Raw genomic sequence first — 18428 nt, forward strand, 5'->3', positions numbered from 1 at the left:
TGGCGGCTGGGGCAGGGCGATGCAATGATCCGCCGCGCTCTTACCAATACCGGATGGCTGATGGGCGCACGGGGCATCAATGCGGTCCTCAGCCTTGTCTATCTGGCTTTGGCGACCCGCGTATTGGGGCTGGACCGCTTTGGTCAGTTCGTGATTGCCTTCACCTTTGCCCAACTGATTGTGGGCTTTGCCAGTTTCCAGACATGGCAGACGGTGATCCGCTGGGGACAGGCGGAGGATGACCGCAAGACCGCGACCGGTTTTGCGCTAGCGCTGGATGCGCTAACGATTACTGTCGGCACGATAGCAGCGGCACTGCTGCTGTATTTTGCCGGTGACTGGCTGCCGATCCCGCGTCCGCAGCGGCTTGCCACCTTTATCTTCACTGTGGTTTCACTGCTGTCGATCCGGTCGACCCCCACGGGGCTGTTAAGGCTGCATGATCGCTTTGCCCGCGCTGCCGCCGCCGATGCCACCACCAGTACCGTGCGCGTGCTTGGTGCAATTTTCATCGCCATAGTCACGCCCAGTATCCAGTCTTTCCTGATTGTGTGGAGCCTTGCAGAGCTTGCGACTGCGGCAATGTACTGGCGCATGGCGGCGCGTACAGAGCCTATTGCCTGGCGCCGCATCAGCCTGACCCGCCTCCCGCGTGAGCAGGAGGGGGCGTGGAAATTCGTGATCGGTACAAGCCTCACCGGCACGCTATCGGTCGCCAGTCGGCAATTGCTGGTGTTGCTGGTTGGCGGGCTGGGCGGTCCGGCATTGGCGGGCATCTATCGCGTGGCCGCGCAATTGGGTGAAGGTCTGCTCAAACTGGCGCAGGCTGTGCTCCGCGCAGTCTATCCGGAACTGGTGCGCGATCCGGATCAGGCGAGAGCCATCGTCAGCCGTATTACAGGTATCGCAATTATCACCGGCATTATCGTGGTGGTTCTGGCACTGCTCGCAGCCGAATGGGTCATCATCGCCATTGCCGGCACAGCCTTTCTTGCAGCCTATTGGCCGATGGTGCTGCTTAGCGCGGCAGCTGCGCTGGAATTGGCAGGCGCAAGCCTGGAAGCATTGCTGGTCGCGCGAGGGCGGGCGATCACCAATTTTCTGCTGCGCGGCATTCCCACTGCTATCGGCCTTGCGTCACTGCCCTGGATGGTAGAACGCATGGGCGTGATCGGCGCGGCCGTGATCGTCCTTGCGACAAGCTGCGTTAGCGTTGCGGGTTTTGTCCTGATGACGCGGGAGCGTGGAGTGGGCGAGAAGCCGCCGGGCGCCGCCTGACGGTAAATGCCTGGACTGGCGCAAGAGCGCTGGCTGGGGTGGCAGGGATCGAACCTGCGAATGCCGATACCAAAAACCGGTGCCTTACCACTTGGCTACACCCCAGCAGCACGGCGCTCATATAGCGGCCTCGACGCGAGGCGCAAGCGCAGCGCGGCAGTGTTTGGAAAAGTCAGGCGGGCTTGCGCACAGGTTCGAACAGGCTGCGATCTTCCACTGCATCGAAATCGGCGGCAGAGTGGCGTTCGGCCATGGCCCCTGTATTCACCAACCGCCCGCGTATCGCGCCCGGACGTACATCGATTCCTTTTATCCAGCGGCCCACATGCTCATATTCTTCATGGAGCGAGAGAAAAGTGGAGGCATCGCTATAACCACCATACCACAGTGCGCCGAACCACGGATAGGCCGCGATATCGGCAATGCTGAGATCATCGCCCGCGAGGTAGCGAGAACCTTCGAGCCGATTGTTCGCAACCGAGAATATCCGCTTGGTTTCCATCGTATATCGGTTGATTGGATATTCGTATTTTTCCGGTGCATATTCGTAAAAATGGCCAAAGCCGCCGCCAATAAATGGCGCTGTACCCATCTGCCAGTTGAGCCAGCTCAACACCTCTGCACGTGCTGCGCCGCCCGACGGCAGGAGGTAATCGAATTTCTCCGCAAGGTGCTGCAAGATCGCGCCGCTTTCAAAAATGCGGAACGGTGTTTCACCCGAACGATCGAGCAGGGCAGGAATCTTGCCATTGGGATTGAGCGCGGTGAAACCCGATCCGAATTGGTCGCCTTCGCTGATGTCGATTTTCCATGCATCATATTCGGCCTCCGAAAAACCTGCTTCCAGCAATTCTTCGAACATGATGGTGACCTTCACCCCATTGGGCGTACCCAGTGAATACAGCTGAAAAGGATGCTCACCCGCGAGTAGTTCAGTATCGTGCCGTGCACCTGCAACTGGGCGGTTGATACTGGCGAACTGGCCACCGCTTTCAGTATTCTTCCAGACTTTGGGCGGGGTGTAGGTTGGGTCGGCCATTGCGGTGCTCCTGAATAAAGTGTTGCGCGAAAGGTGGCGGCACATCCCGCGTGTAACAAGGCAAGCAATTCTTTTGGCGAATAGAACCTCGCTTTGCCAAGCACGTTTTCGCCATTCCGGCGGGGATGGCGGCGAGTGGCGCAGAGGCCGGCGATCGCAGGCAGTAGCCGGGGAGGACGGGCAGGCGTGACTTCGCCCCGACGCTCGTCTATCCGGTCACAGTCGTAACCTTTTTTATTCGAGGATTGTCCCATGCGTCGCGCCCTTGCCATTCTGATGCTTGCCACTGCGCCAATTGCCCTGATCTCCGCTTGCACGCCTGCGGCACAGGAGGCCTCCGCACAGGGGTATGACATGTCGGCCAGCCGCGCGACGATTGCCGATGTCGATATGGCGCCGGAGACGTCCTACCTCTCCAATGAAGAACGCCAGGTGGTCAATCTGCTGATCGAAGCCAGCGGGTATATGGACGAGATTTACCTGCGCCAGCGCGGCGCGGATCTACCCGAAATGCGTGCGGAGATCGAGGCCAGCGGCGATGCTGACACACTTGACATGTTTGATCGTCATTTCGGCCCATGGGACAGCGTGGCGGATAACCACCCCTTCTACGGCGACACCGAATGGCCCGAGGGTGCGGGCTTCTATCCGGCTGATCTGACCCGCGAAGAATTTGACGCCTATCTCGAAGCCTATCCCGACCAGCGCAACGCCTTGATGAGTCCTTATACAATTGTGCGACGCGACGGCGAAACCTTCACCGCTATTCCCTATAGCGAGGCTTATGCAGAATTCCTCGAGCCGGCTGCAGAACTGCTGCGCGAAGCTGCGGGAATCACCACCAATGCCAGTCTGAAGCGCTTCCTCACCTTGCGCGCTGACAGCTTCCTTTCAGACGATTATTACGAAAGCGAAATGGCGTGGATGGACCTGGAGGACACGCCCATCGAAATCGCCATTGGGCCGTATGAAGTCTATACTGACCGCCTCTATGGCACAAAGACAGCGTTCGAAAGCTTCGTAACGTTGAAAAACCCTGCTGAAAGCGCCGCGCTTGATCGGTATGTCGGCTATTTGCGTGACATGGAGGGTAACCTCCCCATCGATTCGCAATATCACAATTTCGCGCGCGGTTTTGAAAGCCCGATTGCGGTCGCGGATCAGATCCATGGCGGCGGCGATAATGTACCCGGCGTGCAAACAATCGCCTTCAACCTGCCAAATGACGAACGGGTGCGCGAAGCCAAAGGCGCGAAGAAAGTGATCCTGTCCAATGTGCTGGGCGCGAAGTTCGACATGATTCTCGATCCGATAGCCGATATCGTGCTGGCGGAAGAACAGGCGGCGCTGGTTAGCCGCCGCTACATGCAATTGTTCACCCTGTTCCACGAATTGTCGCACTCGCTCGGCCCTGGTAGCATTACTGTAGAGGGCCGTGAGACCACGGTGCAGGAAGAATTGCGTGAGCAATATTCCGCGCTGGAAGAGAGCAAGGCCGATGTCATGGGCATTTACAACCTCATCTACATGATGGAACGTGGTGAATTGCCCGCAGCCGAGAAGAGCGAACTGCTAGCGACCTATTTCGCCGGCCTGTTCCGCTCCATGCGCTTCGGCATCGAAGAAGCCCACGGCAAGGGTGCAGCGGCACAATATGGCTTCCTGCTCGACTATGGCGCCTTCGCCTGGGACGCCGATGCAGACCACTTCGTGATCGACGAGGCAAAGCTGGAGAGCGGCTTGACAGAACTGCTGCGTACCGAACTGATGTTGCAAGCAACTGGCGACTATGACGGTACAGTCGCGTTCTTCGAGCAACATGCGCATTTGGACGAGCACGCCGAGGCCGCGATTGCGGGGATGGCCAGCATTCCGGTGGATATTCGCCCGCTTTATCCGGATGAGATTTGAAGGAGATGCAATTTTTTGGCCGACACCTTGCTGCCGCATTAGCATAGACCGTAGAACTTCCGTTTCTCTCAGGTGATGGTGGAAAGGCCGCGAAGGCGGATGATCACTATACGAAGGCTGGCCCCGTCCTGCACCTCTCGTTACAGGGCTATGCATGAAAAGCCTGTCGCCAACCCACAATTCTCCATTCAGCGTCGCAGCGCTCTACCGTTTCGCGTCCTTCTCCGACCCGGAAAGCTTGCGCGCGCCGCTCCAGAAGCTTTGCGAAGACAATGCCATTCGCGGCACCTTGCTGCTCGCCCATGAGGGTATCAATGGCACAATAGCGGGGTCGCATGAGGGCATCGCCGCAGTGCTCGATCACATCCGTACTTTGCCCGATTGCTCCGATATCGAGGTGAAATTTTCAAGCGCCGAGAAAATGCCGTTCCACCGCATGAAGGTGCGGGTGAAGCCGGAAATTGTGACGATGGGGCAGTCAGCGCTCGATCCGGTAAACAATGCAGGCACCTATGTCGATCCGCAGGACTGGAATGATCTGATATCCGACCCTGGCACTATCGTGATCGACACGCGGAATGATTATGAGGTCGCTGTCGGTCAGTTCGAAGGTGCCGTGAATCCGAAAACGCCGACGTTCAGCGATTTCCCCGAATGGTTCCAGGCAGAGCGAGAGCGGTTGCTGGCTAAGAATGACGGCACGGCGCCCAAGGTCGCAATGTATTGCACCGGCGGCATTCGCTGTGAAAAATCGACCGCCTTCCTCGCCAGCGAAGGCGTGGACGAAGTGTTTCACTTGAAGGGCGGCATTCTCAAATATCTGGAAACCGTGCCTGAAGAAATGAGCCTGTGGCGCGGCGAATGTTTCGTTTTCGATCAGCGGGTGAGTGTTGGCCATGGGCTGACACAGGGCAGCTATGGGCTCTGCCACGCCTGCCGCCTGCCGGTCAGCGCCGAAGACCTTGCAAGCCCGCTTTACGAAGCAGGGGTCAGTTGTCCCGCCTGCCACGATCAGCGGACCGAGCAGCAGCGCGAATCCTATCGTGAGCGGCAAAAGCAGCAAGTGCTTGCAAGGCAGCAGGGCCGTGAACATGTGGGCGCGGTGCTGACCAAGAAGAAAAAAACCGACGATGTCTGACCGCGTGCTCTACAGTTTTCGCCGCTGCCCCTACGCGATGCGCGCCCGCATGGCGCTGGTCGTCAGTGGAACGCGGTGCGAATTGCGCGAGGTGAAACTGTCGGACAAGCCGCAGGCGATGCGCGATGCCTCTCCCAAGGCCACCGTTCCGGTGCTGGTTCACGGCGATGGCACCGTGCTGGATCAGAGCATCGACATCATGCGCTGGGCGCTGGGCCATACCGATCCCGAGGGCTGGCTGGAACGCGATGATGCGGAGTTGATCGCCGCCAATGACGGGCCGTTCAAACACGCTCTCGATCGCTATAAATATCCCGATCGCCATGACAGCGACCCGGTGGCTCACCGCGAAGCGGGCGTGAAATACCTGCGCGAACTCGAAGCGCGGTTGGAGAAGGGCGCCCAGCTATGCGGCGAAACGCGCGGGTTGGCCGATGCGGCAATCATGCCATTCGTCCGCCAATTCGCCGCGACCGACCGCGAATGGTGGGGCAAGGTCGATCTTCCACGCGTGAAGCAATGGCTGGCCGATCACCTGGAATCCGATCTGTTCAAGACCGTGATGCAGCGAGAAAAGCCATGGCAATCGGGCGATGCGCCGATTGCCTTGGCGCTTTGACCCAGCCGCTCTAATCCAGCCGCGTCACCCAACCGTGCGTGTCTTCGACGCTGCCGCGCTGAATGCCGACAAGCTTTTCGCGCAGGGTGCTGGTCAAATGCCCCGGTCCACCGCTGCCGATGGTGAACTCCCCATCGCGTCCAGCAACCTTGCCAACCGCCGTCACTACCGCTGCCGTTCCGCAGGCGAAGGTTTCGACCAGTCTCCCGCTCGCGGCATCATCGCGCCACTGGTCGATCGAATACATTTCCTCACGCATGTCGAGGCCCTGTTCGCGGGCGAGGGTAATGATCGAATCGCGCGTGATACCCGGCAGGATCGTGCCGCGTAATGGCGGAGTGATGACCGAATCATCATCGAATACGAAGAACAAGTTCATACCGCCGAGCTCTTCAATCCACTTATGCTCTGCAGCATCAAGGAACACGACCTGATCGTGGCCCTTTGCAAATGCCTCGCCCGTGGGGACTAGGCTGGCTGCATAATTGCCACCGCATTTCGCTTCACCCGTGCCCCCGGGCGCGGCGCGGGTAAAATCGCTGACCCACACGGATACCGCCGGCGCGCCGGATTTGAAGTAATTTCCTGCGGGTGAAAGGATCACAAGAAATTTGTATTTTGTCGCCGGACGCACGCCGAGGAAATGTTCATTGGCGAACATAAAGGGGCGGATATAAAGCGAGCCGCCTCCCACCGAAGGAAACCAGTCGGCATCGGCTTTTACTACTTGGCGTACCGACTCGATAAACACATCTTCCGGCAGTTCCGGCATGGCGAGACGCGCTGCAGACTTATTAAACCTCTTGGCATTCGCATCGGGGCGGAACAGCGCCATCGTGCCGTCTTCCAGCCGATACGCTTTCATGCCTTCGAAGATTTCCTGCGCATAATGCAGCACGCTAGCGGCAGGATCGAGCAGAATCGGCTCTCTCGGGCCGAGTGTAGGCGAGTGCCAGCCCTTGCCCGCATCGTAATCGATCGAGATCATGTGATCGGTAAAGACCGTGCCGAACCCCGGATCGGCAATCGCCTGATCGCGCGTGGCACCGGGTACCGGGGCAGAATGGGGAAGGCGGGTAAATTCCATGTGCGTGCTCACTCCTTGGGCGCCGATTAGGCGGCAGAGGTGTGGGAGGCAAGAGGGTGTGTTTAAGGAGCGGGGTTGAATGGCCGCTAACGACACAGGTTCAGGGCATGTGGTCCGTTAGATTTTCCAGGCCGCGTTCAAATCGGCTTGTCATATCTTTTTCCTCATCAGGAACATTGCCAGTCTATGCATGTTCGGAGCAAGCACCAGACTGATGAGCGGGACGAGAATTGCTGTAAGGATGAATGTCTGAAAACCTAGTGCGAGATCGCGTGCAAATGCGGCAAGCAATACAAGCATACCTGTGGCCAATGGCCAGACTATAAACCAGACGAGGAGGGTCCGCAGCATCACGACGCGCATTGCCAAGCCCCTCTCTCTGACCTTGAGGCGTGAAGGATTGCAAAATAGCCCGGCAGAACTTCATTGAGTTTACCGTGTCCCAATTGTGTGAGGGATATTTCCTTTGATCGGGCGTCGTTCTCACTGCTGACGACATTGACCAGTCCGGCAAGTTCCAGGCTTTGCAGCGTTCGCGTAACCACCGGTCGAGAGACATCGAGCCTGTCGGCTATTTCGCTGGCCGCAAGAGACGTGCGCTCAGGCTCTCGATCAATGAGGATAAGGGTCAGAAACCGAAGCTGCGACAGGTCATGCGTCATAAAATAGGTGTCGATTTCGCGTATGAGAATGCTGGCGGCGCGCATGTGTTCTAACGCTTCGAACACTTTGGCGGGATCAACATTACCGAAGCGGTCCGCATAACCTCTGACCATTCGCTGGCTAGGCAAGTCTTTGAGAAAAAACATCAGCTAGGCAAACCAGTCTTAGAGGGATGAATTGCGGCTCCTCGGCCAAATAGTTTCTCGTAAGCCCGAAGTGCCGATTTGGTGGCAGGCTGATCCTGATACGCAGCTTGGGCCGCCTCAGCGCCATTGCTCGTAAAGATGCAGACTTCCGTCATCGGTCTTCGCGCTCCCGGTGCGGTTTGAACGATGCGTTTATATTCAACAGACCAGCCACATGAGCTTCTTTGGTTAGCATGGCAACCATATCGTCAAACCAACCCCGGTCAAGCTCGAACAGGTCTGGAATCGTAATTCAACCATATGAAGCGAACAATCTCCAAATCGCCCAACTTCCAGATCCTCGCTCGGATTGGGTGGATCTCCCTCCAGGCGGCCTGAGCTTACGTTAGAAACCGCAGACGAAACCAGCCGCCGACGCCAGATATGAGAAGGGCGGCCCTGCCTCAGCAGTGACCGCCCTTATCATGGTCAGCGGTCAGTTAGACCGCCCACGTAGCCTTACTCGGCGCGTTGGAAATTACCGAATATGCTCCGCACGGGTCATCACCGACCTCCCTGCTGAACCATGAGACATCGGATCACCTCCTTTCGCGCTATGAGAGCCAGGAACCGCCGCTTCACCGGGGTTCCAAGACCTGCCTTTACTGCTGGTCTTGGAGCCCTTTGTGAATCGCTAAGCCAATTAAAACAAGCCTTGTATTTTTCTTTTTCACAGTCACAATACCTGCCTCTTGTCGCATGACCCTAAGTTACCGGGAGTACGACAGAACCCTGCGTCAGCGCCGGCATTCCTCTATCACGCGTGAAACTTCCGGCCACGCCGGTAGATAAAGGGTGCTTTCACCGGGCAGCTCTATCGCAAAACGGCCCTTGGAAAGCGCCATCGCGTCAAGAAAAGCATCCTCTGCAGACAATTGCGCAGTCACGACCGATCCCGCTTGTGGGCCAGCGGTCAGATCCTTGTCCGCCGTTTCGGTACGTATACGCATCGTGAGTGCGGATTGCGCGCTGCTGCTACGCGATATCGCAACAGAGCGGCTTGCCTGATCACAGCGCATGGAAAACAGTGCCGTGCTGCCCATCGGCCCGAACTGTGCCATGGGCACGCCGCTGGGCGCCGAATAACGCCAGTCACCCGTCGTTTGTGGAGCGTCCAACCAATCGTCGAAACTTGGCGTGATGACCTGCGGCGGAACGGGCTGCGCGGTAGAAACAGGCGGAGGTGCTGGTGTAGGGGCAGGTGTCGGCTGCGGCGAAGGCGGAACGCACGCAGCCAAGGACATTGCGCCAATGATGGCGCTGCTGGTTGTGAACAGGCGGAAACGATTTAATTGCATGCGGAAATAACCCTGCGAATACCTGGGTGCGAAGGGAACTGGAGCCGTTCGCCCTGCGGTGATGTGAGTGTGAATACTTGGCCTTGCTCACCCAGTGCGTGGATGATGCCGAGGCCCTGATCGATCTGCGCGACCATATAGGGGAAATCGGGATTGCCGTCGGTTTGCAGATCGATCCGTGCTGCTTCTCCGCCTGCATCGAGACGCCATGCCTCAGATGCGACGGAATCGGATCGGATGGAAATCGTCAGTGCATCGACTGAGCTCTTACAGCTGATGATGATCGAGTTTTGGCTAGGAGACACGCCGAATTTCGCCTGCGCGCCATAGGCATCCTCAGTTATATCCCACGTGCCCGGTGCCAGCGAGGTGCCATCGGCGGCGGCAGTTGCCACGGGGGTTGGGGTCTGGACGGCAGCGGGTTGCTTTGCGACCGGTTCGGTCTCTTCGCTGGCATCGCAGCCTGTTAACAGCACAATGCAAAGAAGGGCACATGTCAGGCTGGGCATTTTCATGGAATGTCAGACCTCATCAGATTGCAACGAAAAACGTCTGTTCCGGCAACAAGCCACTGGCACTGCCGGTTCCGGCCTTCTATCGCGGTGCCCATGGCCGAGCGCAAGCCTTCCCGCACCCGTATCGATCAACTGCTCGCATCGCGCGGCGAGGCGGAAAGCCGCACGCGAGCGCAGGCGCTGGTGATGGCGGGGCTGGTCTTTGCCGGTCCATCGGGAAAGCTCACCCGTATTGACAAGCCTGGACACCAAGTGCCCGAAAACTGGGTGGTCGAAGTGCGCGGACGTGATCACCCCTGGGTTGGGCGCGGCGGTGTGAAACTGGCCCATGCTATCGAGCATTTCGCGCTGGATGCTTCTGGCGCAGTGGCAATGGATATCGGCAGTTCGACTGGCGGTTTCACCCAGGTGATGCTGCACCACGGCGCGACGCATGTTTTTGCCGTGGATGTGGGCACCAACCAGCTTGCGTGGAGCCTGCGTCAGGACCCGCGCATCACCGTGCTTGAACAGACCAATGCCCGTACGCTGACCCCCGATATGATCAACAGGCCGTGCAATTGGGTGGTGTGCGATGCCAGCTTTATCGGCCTTGCCAAGGTGCTGGAGGTCCCACTGGCGCTTGCCGCGCCACAGGCCCGCGTTATTGCGTTGATCAAGCCGCAATTTGAAGTTGCGAAGGCGGAGGTCGGCAAGGGCGGCATCGTGCGCAATCCGGCACTACATCAGCGCGTGTGCGACGAAGTGACCGGCTGGCTAGAGGCGAGGGGATGGCGGGTCGACGGGCTGGTGGAAAGCCCGATCACCGGTACAGAGGGCAATGTCGAATTCCTCGTAAACGCCTCTCGCGGCAAGATCGATGCCGATATTGACTGACCCGCAAACGGACAGTCTCGGCCGGAATGCTTGCCCAATGGCTACCACGCCGCCAAAACCGATGCGCACCGATTCGATGCTTCCGGAGAACGAATGAACCGTCTAGCTTCCCCAGGACAATTGCGCGCCAGTATGATTCGCTGGGCGCTGTTCATCGTGCCATCTGTCATGCTGCTCGGATTTTTGTCCGGGCAATTGGGTGGAACGGCACAAAGCCAGTGGTTTCAATCGCTCGCCAAGCCGGGCATTTACCCGCCGCCAGCCACTTTCGGCATTGTTTGGTCCATCCTTTATGCAATGATGGGTTTTGCCTTTGCGATTGTGTGCGCAGCATGGGGGTCCACTGCGCGGCGATGGGCCATCGTGGCCTTCATTGTCCATCTTGCAGTTAATTTGGCATGGTCGCCGGTGTTTTTCGGAAAGCAGGATATACAGCTGGCATTTACCGTTATTCTAGTACTGGATGTGCTGGCGATCATTACGATCATGCTGTTCTTCAGGGTGCGTAAATTAGCAGGATTGCTGATGCTGCCCTATCTGGCGTGGATCATCTTTGCCACTGCGCTTAACTGGCAATTCCTCCAGCTTAATCCCGGAACGGATCAGGCAGAGGCAGTGGAAGACGGCGCTGCACAAAGCTATGAGTTCTGATCTTGAGATCAGCGCACACAGGGACCACATAGACACCATGCAAAGTGAAAACCCGATCATCGCCGACTTCGTCAAAATCGCCAATTCCGCTGCCGGGACTCTGGCGGGCATGGGGCGTGAAGCACGTGAACAGACGCGCGCCCGCATGGCAGAGGCGCTGGGCGGCCTGGATTTTGTCAGCCGCGAGGAATTTGACGCGGTGAAGGATATGGCAGGCATAGCGCGCGAAAAGGTAGAAATACTTGAAGCGAAGCTCGCCGCGCTTGAAGCGAAGCTGGCCGATAAGCTCTGATCGACTAGTAGCCCTGTTGTCAGGGTCAGGCTGCTCTTGCTCTGTGACATGGCGGCATTAGGACAGCACCTTTATGCACGTCCGCGCCCCTGCCATTTTCCTTGCCGCTCGCCCACATGGTGAAACCGCGGTTATCGGGCGCTTTCTGACCGGCGAATATGGCCTCCTTGCTGGCTATGTCGCGGGCGGACGCGGCCGGAATTTGCGACCTGTAGTCATTCCCGGAAATGCGGTGGAGGTCCAGCTTTCCGCCAAATCGGACAGCCAATTGCCTTTTGCCAAGGTGGAACTTGTCCAAAGCCGTGGCCCGTGGCTGGGAGAGCCCTTGGCGGCCGCTGCGATTGCCTGGGTCTGCGCGCTCTCCGCGACGGCGCTGCCCGAACGCCAGCCATATCCTTCGCTTTACGATGCGCTGGGCGGTACCTTGGATGCCATCTGCCATGCCCCCAGTGCGCGCGGTTGGGCTGGGGCGCTGGTGGGATTTGAAGTGCTGTTGCTGCGCGAACTTGGCTATGGCGGGGCAGGGCAGCGGCCTTTGGGCGATCTTGCGCAGATTATAGAGGTCATGGACGATCTAGTGGAGCCGCTCGACCACTACTTGCTTGCCGATAGCCGCGGAGACGTTATGGCCGCGCGTCAACGCCTTAGAGATTTACTCGGACGGATGATCTGACATGAAAATTGCACTTTTTCCCGGTGATGGCATCGGTCCCGAAATCATGGAGCAGGCTCGCCGCGTGCTCGATGTATTGGCGCTGCCGGGGCTGGTCCTGTTCGAAGGAGACGTTGGCGGAGTAGGCTATAAACGCCAAGGCCATCCCTTGCCGCAGGATACGCTGGAGATGGCGAAGGCGGCCGATGCTATTTTGTTCGGCGCGGTGGGCGATCCTGAATGTGATTCGCTCGAACGTGATTTACGCCCCGAACAAGCGATCCTTGGTCTGCGCAGTGCATTGGGCCTGTTCGCCAATCTGCGCCCGGCAACCATGTTTCCTGGTCTTGAAGATCTTTCCGCCCTGCGTCCCGAAGTTGCCCGCGCCATCGACTTGTTGATAGTGCGCGAATTGAATGGCGACGTATATTTCGGCGACAAGGGCACGCGCGTATTGGATGATGGCAGGCGGCAGGGTTTCGACATCATGTCTTATGCTGAAGACGAGGTGCGCCGCATCGCGCATGTCGGTTTCCGCGCTGCGCAGGGTCGGGCGAAGTCTGGTGGCAAGGGCCGCATGTGCAGCGTCGACAAGGCCAATGTCCTTGAAACCAGCCAGCTGTGGCGCGACGTTGTGATCGATACCGCCGTTGAATATCCCGATGTGGAATTGAGCCACATGTATGTCGATAATGCCGCCATGCAGTTGGTACGTGATCCCGGTCAGTTCGATGTGATCCTTACCGGCAATCTGTTTGGTGATATTCTATCCGATCAGGCAAGCATGTGCGTCGGTTCCATCGGCCTGCTCGCCAGCGCAGCGATGGGGGAAACGCAGGGTGAATTCGGCACCCTTGGCCTGTTTGAGCCGATCCACGGCAGCGCGCCTGATATTGCCGGGCAGGGCAAGGCCAATCCGCTTGCAATGATCCTGTCGCTGGCCATGCTGCTGCGGCATTCGCTGGGCAGAGAGGATGATGCCGCGCGAGTGGAAAAGGCCGTGGCCAAAACGCTGGAAGACGGTATTTTTGGCGGCGATCTGGGTGGCAGCGCGGGCACGGCTGAAATTGGCGATGCCGTGCTGCAACGCATGTAGTTAATGCGCGCGGTAACCTTATGGTTAACAATCGCCCGTAACGCGGGGGCATGGACATGAGCCAGAATGAATTTCACCAGCAGGTGGAAACGGCAGCCACGCCTGCCGGGGTGCAGCGCACTGCCCCGCTGGAACTGGCCATTGTGCTGCCCACGCTGAACGAGTGCGGCAACATTAGGCCGATGGTCAATCGCCTGGAGGCTGCGCTTGGCCCCACTGGCTGGGAAGCTGTATTCGTCGACGATAATTCAAACGATGGCACTGCCGAAGAAGCGCGACGTATCGGGCGTGGCGACAGCCGTATCCGGGTAATCCAGCGCATTGGCCGCCGCGGCCTTGCCAGCGCCGCGATAGAGGGCATGTGCGCCACCGCCGCACCGTTCGTTGCGGTGATGGATGCCGATCACCAGCATGATCCGGCACTGCTTGTTGAAATGCTGGAAGCGGTGAAATCGGGGGAGGCGGATCTTGCCTATGCCAGCCGCTTTGCCATTGGCGGCAATGCCGATGGCCTTTCATCCAAGGGCCGCGAAAAAGGATCGCGCCTCGCTAATGCGCTTGCTCGCCGATTGACCGGCACCGAATTGACCGATGCGATGAGCGGATATTTCCTGCTGCGCACCGATCAGCTGCGTAAACAGGCTGAAAACCTTTCGGGCATAGGGTTCAAGATCATGCTCGACATTCTTGCGACTGCCGAACCGCGTCTCATCGTAAAGGAATTCCCGTTGAAATTTGCAGAACGCCTCAGCGGAGACAGCAAGTTGGATCACGGTGTTGTGCTCGATTTCATAGCAGGATTGGCGGAACGCTACTTCGGCCGTTACGTACCCACGCGCTTTGTGCTGTTTGGCCTTGTTGGCGGGCTAGGGGTCATCGTCCACATGGCGGTGCTGGCTGCAATCTACTGGCCGCAAAGCGTGGCGTTCGGCTGGGCGCAGGCCATTGCCACAATGGTTGCGATGACATTCAATTTCTGGCTCAACAATCTTCTCACCTATCGTGACAAGAAGCTGGACGGGGCTGACGGATTGTTCTGGGGGTGGCTCAAGTTCTGCGGCGCATGTTCGATCGGCGCATTTGCCAATGTTGCGGTGGCCACCGTTCTTGAGGATCAGGGCTTCATCTGGTGGGGCGCGGCGCTGATCGGCGTGGTGATTGCCTCTGTCTGGAATTACGCCTTGTCGAGCAGGTTCGTCTGGGGGCGTTTCCGCTAGACATTAGCTGATCGCCCGCAGCAGCTTCATTGGGCGCAGCCTTTCGGTATGGCTTGCAGAATTTGTCCGCAGCAATCATCTAAGGGCGATGTCAGACGATTGCTGTTCATCCAAGGGTTCCGAGCTTGAACAACTTGCGACACAGGCCGATCAGCGCCGTGTCCTGATTGTGGTGCTGGTCATCAATGCGGTCATGTTCGGCGTGGAGTTTGCAGCGGGTATGATCGCCGGCTCCGCCGCTCTTATGGCGGATGCGACTGATATGTTGGGCGATGCGCTGGTTTATGCGGTAAGCCTTTTCGCGCTTTCTCGTGGGGACCGCTGGAAAGCGCGTGCAGCCCTGTTCAAGGGTGTTTTGATCCTTTTGCTAGGCATTGCCATTCTGGTGAATGTGGCGATAAAGCTGACCAGCGGTGTTCCGCCTTCATCGACATTAATGCTGATATTCGGTGCCATGGCATTGGCCGCAAATCTGGCCTGTCTTGCGCTTCTGTGGCGCTTTCGCGGGCAGGATATCAACATGGCGAGCACGTTTGAATGTTCTCGCAATGACGTGATCAACAATGTCGGTGTTCTTGCCGCAGCAGGCGCAGTCGCTGCTTTTGCCTCCCCTTGGCCGGACATATTGATCGGTGGTCTGATGGCGGCGATCATCCTGAGATCCGCGGTGCGCGTCCTGAAAGAATCAGTCACGCATTTGCGTACGCGAAGCACCGATCCTCGCTGAACGCGCATTGGCTGATTTCCCACAAATCGACCGCAGTGCTACATAGCTTTGAAGAGGTCGCTAACTGAAGGGGATGAGATATGCGTAAATATCTGTTGCTTGCAGCGCCACTGGCGCTTGCCGCCTGTAGCGATGACGCTGCCGAAGCGCAGATGGTTAAAGAAGAAGCGATGGTTGAAGAAGATGTCGCGGCAGTGACCACCGCCAATGGCACATTGCCCGGAACCCATGAGGTAACTGGTCCCGATGGGATCATCACCACCGCAACGCTTAATCCCGACGGCACACATTCGACGGTCGATGCAGACGACAACGTGTTAGAAGAAGGCACTTGGAGCGTTGTAGATGGAAAGACATGCTTCACAAATTCGCTCGATGTCGATCAGGATGAACCAATGTGCTGGGAAGAATCTGCGCCCGGCGAAGACGGTTCGTTCACTGCGACAAAAGATGGTGTTGAGATCACTGTGCGGCCCAGAACCATGTAAATAATCTTGCAGGCAGCGTGCGCCAAGTGGCGGTCCATCGCCTGTCAGGTCACCGCCCGGTGGCAGGCTATTGCCAGCCGCGCGTCCACGCCCAGTGGAGGAAATCTTGCGGATCATCTAGCGGGGCGGCAGTGAGAATGGGATACCAATAGACAAAGAAGCCCAGTGCCCCGAGGATAAGCGCCCAGGGCACCAGCCGCTCTCCTTTTTGCCACAACCGCTCCACGCCAAGCGCCATCGCCCCTGAAAGGAACATGGCAGGAAGAAAATAGTGGAAATAGAATTGCACCGCCTTGGGTGCCACGACCCACATTGCCAGGCTGGCGCCATAAAGCAGCACGACAGCAAGACAGTCCATCCGCCTTTCGCGCCAACCTGCCCAGGCGCACCAGAGCAGCGCGATCAGACCGAACCACATCGTAACCGGATTGCCGATCAACATGATGCCGCGCTGTGCGCCATCGGCAAATTCATAGAGATACCAAATGGCCCGCTGGTTCCCGATCCATTGCCACCATACACTTTGATAAGGATGCGGTTCGGGCACCTGTGTTTGCAGCGCAAGCATGGTGGAATGCAGATCGATCAGGCCGGTGTGATTACCAGCAGGCACTGTCCAGAACAGGAACGGCCAATATGTCAGCGCATAGAGGATGAGTGGCACCAGACCCAGCCAGATACCCGCTTCCCACAATGGTATTCCCGCGACCGGCCAGCCGCGCCGCGAAAGCAGAAACCTGCTCCGTCCGCTCGCCAATCGGGCAATGAGGAACGCCAGCCCCGGCAGTATCGCGACGGGTATCGCATTCCACTTCGCCGCCATCGCGCCCCCCAGCGCCACACCCGCAATCGCCAACCGCCAGCGCCCCGTCTCGTTTTCGCGCACGGCACCAGCAAACATCCATAGGGCCAGCATTAGCAAGCCGACCATGAATACATCCAGCATGGCGACGCGCGCATGGACAAACAGAAAGTAATTGGTGGCTACGAAAAGGCCCGTCAGCATGCTCGCCAGGCGGGTGCGGCTGGAAAACCACGCTGCGCGCATGACGGCGAACAGCGCCAAGGTGCCAAAGGCAAGGCTGGGTATGCGCCAGCCAAATGGCGTGTCGCCAAACAGGAATATACCCAGCGCGATAACTTGCTTGCCGAGCGGCGGGTGTTCGATATTGATGGCAAATTGCAAATCCAGCACAGCGCGCGCCGCGGGCAGGTAATGCACCTCATCAAAATAGGGGGCGGTCGGAATGGTTATCCGCACCAGCGCCAGCCCAACAAAGGCCAGCGCGATGATGATATTCCAGACAATTGGATCGCGGGGTTGATCGGGCGGAGGACTCATGCTTGGGCCAAGCGATATCGGGGCAAGTGCGCAAGGGCAATTGGCAAAAGCCCATCTGACACCTAAACCGCGCCCGGAAACGAGATTGCGATGAAAAAGACGACCGGATCAAACCCTGCTATCACGTCCAAATGGCGTCCTGCCACACAGGCAGTGCGTGCAGGTACATGGCGAAGTGAACATGGCGAAACGAGCGAGGCGCTGTTTCTCACCAGTGGCTATAGCTACGATTCGGCAGAGGAAGTCGCTGCGCGCTTCGCGGGTGATGCAGTCGGAATGCAATATTCGCGGTTCCGCAATCCTACTGTTGATATGCTGCAAAGCCGCATCGCCGCGATGGAGGGGGCAGAAGCGTGTCTGGCGCAGGCAAGCGGCATGGCGGCGATGACCAGTTCGCTTCTATGCATGCTGTCAGCAGGCGATCACGTGGTCGCGGGACGCGCAGCGTTTGGATCGTGCCGCTGGATCCTCGATAATGTGCTCAATCGTTTCGGCATTACCCACACCGCGATTGACGGGACAGATAATGCCGCCTGGGAAGCTGCCGTGCAGCCAAATACCAAGGTATTCTTTTTCGAAACCCCGGCCAATCCGACGATGGATCTTGTGGATCTCGAATTCGTCTGTGGTCTTGCCCGGTCGAAGAATATCAAGACTGTGGTGGACAATGCTTTCGCCACGCCAGCGCTTCAGCGGCCGCTGGATTTTGGCGCTGATATTGTCGCCTATTCGGCTACCAAGCTTATGGATGGTCAAGGCCGCGTGATGGCTGGCGCCGTATGTGGCAGCAAGGAATGGATTGAGGAAAAGCTCAGCCCGTTCCAGCGCAATACCGGTCCGATCTGCGCGCCGTTCAATGCATGGGTAGTGATGAAGGGCCTGGAAACTTTGCCCCTGCGCGCAACCACGCAAAGCGCCAACGCGCTGCAGATTGCAACCTTCCTTGAAAACCGGGGGCTCTCTGTGCGTCATCCGGGCCTTGCCAGCCATCCGCAACATGCATTGGCGAAAAAGCAGATGAACGCGGCGGGACCGATTTTTGCGTTTGAAGCACCGGGCGAGGGCGATGCAGCGCGTGAAAAGGGGATGGCCCTGTGCAATGCGCTGGAACTGATCGACATCTCCAACAATATCGGCGATTCCAAGACGCTGGTCTGTCATCCTGCTACCACAACCCATCATAATATGGGCCCTGAAGGCCGTGCCAGTGCCGGCATCGGTGATGGCATGTTGCGCATCAATGTCGGGCTGGAAGATCCGCTGGACCTGATCGAAGACCTCGAACAGGCACTCGACAAGACAGGCATTTGATGGAGAGAGGTTTTCGGGAAATCGGATGCCTGACTCTTCTTGA

19 protein-coding genes and 1 tRNA gene are annotated in these 18428 nt (G+C 58.1%); 13 read left to right on the plus strand and 7 right to left on the minus strand.

The genetic code is table 11. From position 1 onward, the window contains the following. The first annotated feature begins 24 nt into the window (after positions 1–24). On the plus strand, positions 25–1278 hold the full coding sequence (locus CP97_RS06865) for a lipopolysaccharide biosynthesis protein (RefSeq protein WP_048885332.1): 1254 nt from the start codon (positions 25–27) through the stop codon (positions 1276–1278). Between the two features lie 30 nt (positions 1279–1308). Here the strand turns inward: CP97_RS06865 and CP97_RS06870 are convergent. Next, positions 1309–1383 (minus strand) — tRNA-Gln (locus CP97_RS06870). 67 nt (positions 1384–1450) lie between these two features. Further along, on the minus strand, positions 1451–2317 hold the full coding sequence (gene yghU / locus CP97_RS06875) for a glutathione-dependent disulfide-bond oxidoreductase (RefSeq protein WP_048886808.1): 867 nt from the start codon (positions 2315–2317) through the stop codon (positions 1451–1453). 252 nt (positions 2318–2569) lie between these two features. On the opposite strand from yghU, the gene CP97_RS06880 reads away from it, so the two are divergent. The 3 genes from CP97_RS06880 (at position 2570) to CP97_RS06890 (ending at position 5985) form a co-directional block, all read left to right on the plus strand. Beyond that, the gene (locus CP97_RS06880) at positions 2570–4228 is read left to right on the plus strand and encodes a dipeptidyl-peptidase 3 family protein (protein ID WP_053106576.1); all 1659 of its coding nucleotides are present in this window, start codon (positions 2570–2572) and stop codon (positions 4226–4228) included. Between the two features lie 154 nt (positions 4229–4382). Continuing rightward, the gene (gene trhO, locus CP97_RS06885) at positions 4383–5366 is read left to right on the plus strand and encodes an oxygen-dependent tRNA uridine(34) hydroxylase TrhO (protein WP_048885333.1); all 984 of its coding nucleotides are present in this window, start codon (positions 4383–4385) and stop codon (positions 5364–5366) included. Beyond that, complete coding sequence (locus tag CP97_RS06890; RefSeq protein WP_048885334.1) at positions 5359–5985, plus strand: glutathione S-transferase; 627 nt, start codon at positions 5359–5361, stop codon at positions 5983–5985. Before trhO ends, CP97_RS06890 begins: the two co-directional genes overlap by 8 nt. Before the next feature lie 10 nt (positions 5986–5995). Here the strand turns inward: CP97_RS06890 and CP97_RS06895 are convergent, their stop codons facing one another. The 4 genes from CP97_RS06895 to CP97_RS06915 form a co-directional block, all read right to left on the minus strand. Beyond that, a complete protein-coding gene (locus CP97_RS06895; protein ID WP_048885335.1) occupies positions 5996–7072 on the minus strand; it encodes a branched-chain amino acid aminotransferase in 1077 nt (358 codons plus the stop codon). A 350-nt stretch (positions 7073–7422) separates the two neighbouring features. Continuing rightward, positions 7423–7848 (minus strand): MarR family winged helix-turn-helix transcriptional regulator, encoded by a 426-nt coding sequence (locus CP97_RS06905; protein WP_227819709.1) that lies wholly within the window; start codon positions 7846–7848, stop codon positions 7423–7425. Between the two features lie 809 nt (positions 7849–8657). Continuing rightward, positions 8658–9218: a hypothetical protein gene (locus CP97_RS06910; RefSeq protein WP_048885338.1), complete on the minus strand. Its 561-nt coding sequence runs from the start codon at positions 9216–9218 to the stop codon at positions 8658–8660. Then, positions 9209–9733 (minus strand): hypothetical protein, encoded by a 525-nt coding sequence (locus CP97_RS06915; protein WP_048885339.1) that lies wholly within the window; start codon positions 9731–9733, stop codon positions 9209–9211. The genes CP97_RS06910 and CP97_RS06915 overlap by 10 nt, the downstream gene beginning before the upstream one ends. A gap of 93 nt (positions 9734–9826) precedes the next feature. Here CP97_RS06915 and CP97_RS06920 point away from each other — a divergent pair, with 93 nt between their 5' ends. From CP97_RS06920 to CP97_RS06955, 8 genes are all read left to right on the plus strand, one after another. Further along, positions 9827–10609, plus strand: coding sequence for a TlyA family RNA methyltransferase (locus tag CP97_RS06920; protein WP_048885340.1), 783 nt, complete (start codon positions 9827–9829; stop codon positions 10607–10609). Between the two features lie 93 nt (positions 10610–10702). Then, on the plus strand, positions 10703–11260 hold the full coding sequence (locus CP97_RS06925) for a TspO/MBR family protein (protein WP_048886810.1): 558 nt from the start codon (positions 10703–10705) through the stop codon (positions 11258–11260). 37 nt (positions 11261–11297) lie between these two features. Beyond that, positions 11298–11552, plus strand: a complete 255-nt coding sequence (locus tag CP97_RS06930) for an accessory factor UbiK family protein (protein WP_048885341.1) — start codon at positions 11298–11300, stop codon at positions 11550–11552. A gap of 73 nt (positions 11553–11625) precedes the next feature. Next, positions 11626–12225 (plus strand): DNA repair protein RecO, encoded by a 600-nt coding sequence (gene recO / locus CP97_RS06935; RefSeq protein WP_048885342.1) that lies wholly within the window; start codon positions 11626–11628, stop codon positions 12223–12225. Position 12226: 1 nt separating this feature from the next. After that, positions 12227–13300: a 3-isopropylmalate dehydrogenase gene (gene leuB / locus CP97_RS06940; RefSeq protein ID WP_048885343.1), complete on the plus strand. Its 1074-nt coding sequence runs from the start codon at positions 12227–12229 to the stop codon at positions 13298–13300. A gap of 50 nt (positions 13301–13350) precedes the next feature. Next, entirely contained in the window at positions 13351–14517 is a 1167-nt protein-coding gene (locus CP97_RS06945) for a glycosyltransferase family 2 protein (RefSeq protein ID WP_082863760.1), read from the plus strand. A gap of 88 nt (positions 14518–14605) precedes the next feature. Next, positions 14606–15244, plus strand: a complete 639-nt coding sequence (locus CP97_RS06950) for a cation efflux transmembrane domain-containing protein (RefSeq protein WP_048885344.1) — start codon at positions 14606–14608, stop codon at positions 15242–15244. 80 nt (positions 15245–15324) lie between these two features. Next, positions 15325–15732 carry a hypothetical protein gene (locus tag CP97_RS06955; protein WP_048885345.1) on the plus strand — a complete coding sequence of 136 codons (408 nt, stop codon included), beginning with the start codon at positions 15325–15327 and terminating at the stop codon, positions 15730–15732. 67 nt (positions 15733–15799) lie between these two features. Here CP97_RS06955 and CP97_RS06960 read toward each other — a convergent pair whose 3' ends face one another. Then, a complete protein-coding gene (locus CP97_RS06960; protein ID WP_048885346.1) occupies positions 15800–17074 on the minus strand; it encodes a glycosyltransferase family 39 protein in 1275 nt (424 codons plus the stop codon). A 90-nt stretch (positions 17075–17164) separates the two neighbouring features. On the opposite strand from CP97_RS06960, the gene CP97_RS06965 reads away from it, so the two are divergent. Continuing rightward, complete coding sequence (locus CP97_RS06965; protein ID WP_048885347.1) at positions 17165–18385, plus strand: trans-sulfuration enzyme family protein; 1221 nt, start codon at positions 17165–17167, stop codon at positions 18383–18385. Positions 18386–18428 lie beyond the last annotated feature (43 nt).

Origin of the sequence: Aurantiacibacter atlanticus, assembly GCF_001077815.2 — a bacterium.
In the GTDB taxonomy this organism is placed as follows: domain Bacteria; phylum Pseudomonadota; class Alphaproteobacteria; order Sphingomonadales; family Sphingomonadaceae; genus Alteraurantiacibacter; species Alteraurantiacibacter atlanticus.

Excerpts from the sequence above, each read along its gene's own strand:
- CP97_RS06865 (WP_048885332.1), top strand. The coding sequence starts at position 25 with ATGATCCGCCGCGCTCTTACCAATACCGGATGGCTGATGGGCGCACGG.
- yghU (WP_048886808.1), bottom strand. The coding sequence starts at position 2,317 with ATGGCCGACCCAACCTACACCCCGCCCAAAGTCTGGAAGAATACTGAA.
- CP97_RS06880 (WP_053106576.1), top strand. The coding sequence starts at position 2,570 with ATGCGTCGCGCCCTTGCCATTCTGATGCTTGCCACTGCGCCAATTGCC.
- trhO (WP_048885333.1), top strand. The coding sequence starts at position 4,383 with ATGAAAAGCCTGTCGCCAACCCACAATTCTCCATTCAGCGTCGCAGCG.
- CP97_RS06890 (WP_048885334.1), top strand. The coding sequence starts at position 5,359 with ATGTCTGACCGCGTGCTCTACAGTTTTCGCCGCTGCCCCTACGCGATG.
- CP97_RS06895 (WP_048885335.1), bottom strand. The coding sequence starts at position 7,072 with ATGGAATTTACCCGCCTTCCCCATTCTGCCCCGGTACCCGGTGCCACG.
- CP97_RS06905 (WP_227819709.1), bottom strand. The coding sequence starts at position 7,848 with ATGGTCAGAGGTTATGCGGACCGCTTCGGTAATGTTGATCCCGCCAAA.
- CP97_RS06910 (WP_048885338.1), bottom strand. The coding sequence starts at position 9,218 with ATGCAATTAAATCGTTTCCGCCTGTTCACAACCAGCAGCGCCATCATT.
- CP97_RS06915 (WP_048885339.1), bottom strand. The coding sequence starts at position 9,733 with ATGAAAATGCCCAGCCTGACATGTGCCCTTCTTTGCATTGTGCTGTTA.
- CP97_RS06920 (WP_048885340.1), top strand. The coding sequence starts at position 9,827 with ATGGCCGAGCGCAAGCCTTCCCGCACCCGTATCGATCAACTGCTCGCA.
- CP97_RS06925 (WP_048886810.1), top strand. The coding sequence starts at position 10,703 with ATGAACCGTCTAGCTTCCCCAGGACAATTGCGCGCCAGTATGATTCGC.
- CP97_RS06930 (WP_048885341.1), top strand. The coding sequence starts at position 11,298 with ATGCAAAGTGAAAACCCGATCATCGCCGACTTCGTCAAAATCGCCAAT.
- recO (WP_048885342.1), top strand. The coding sequence starts at position 11,626 with ATGCACGTCCGCGCCCCTGCCATTTTCCTTGCCGCTCGCCCACATGGT.
- leuB (WP_048885343.1), top strand. The coding sequence starts at position 12,227 with ATGAAAATTGCACTTTTTCCCGGTGATGGCATCGGTCCCGAAATCATG.
- CP97_RS06945 (WP_082863760.1), top strand. The coding sequence starts at position 13,351 with ATGGACATGAGCCAGAATGAATTTCACCAGCAGGTGGAAACGGCAGCC.
- CP97_RS06950 (WP_048885344.1), top strand. The coding sequence starts at position 14,606 with ATGTCAGACGATTGCTGTTCATCCAAGGGTTCCGAGCTTGAACAACTT.
- CP97_RS06955 (WP_048885345.1), top strand. The coding sequence starts at position 15,325 with ATGCGTAAATATCTGTTGCTTGCAGCGCCACTGGCGCTTGCCGCCTGT.
- CP97_RS06960 (WP_048885346.1), bottom strand. The coding sequence starts at position 17,074 with ATGAGTCCTCCGCCCGATCAACCCCGCGATCCAATTGTCTGGAATATC.
- CP97_RS06965 (WP_048885347.1), top strand. The coding sequence starts at position 17,165 with ATGAAAAAGACGACCGGATCAAACCCTGCTATCACGTCCAAATGGCGT.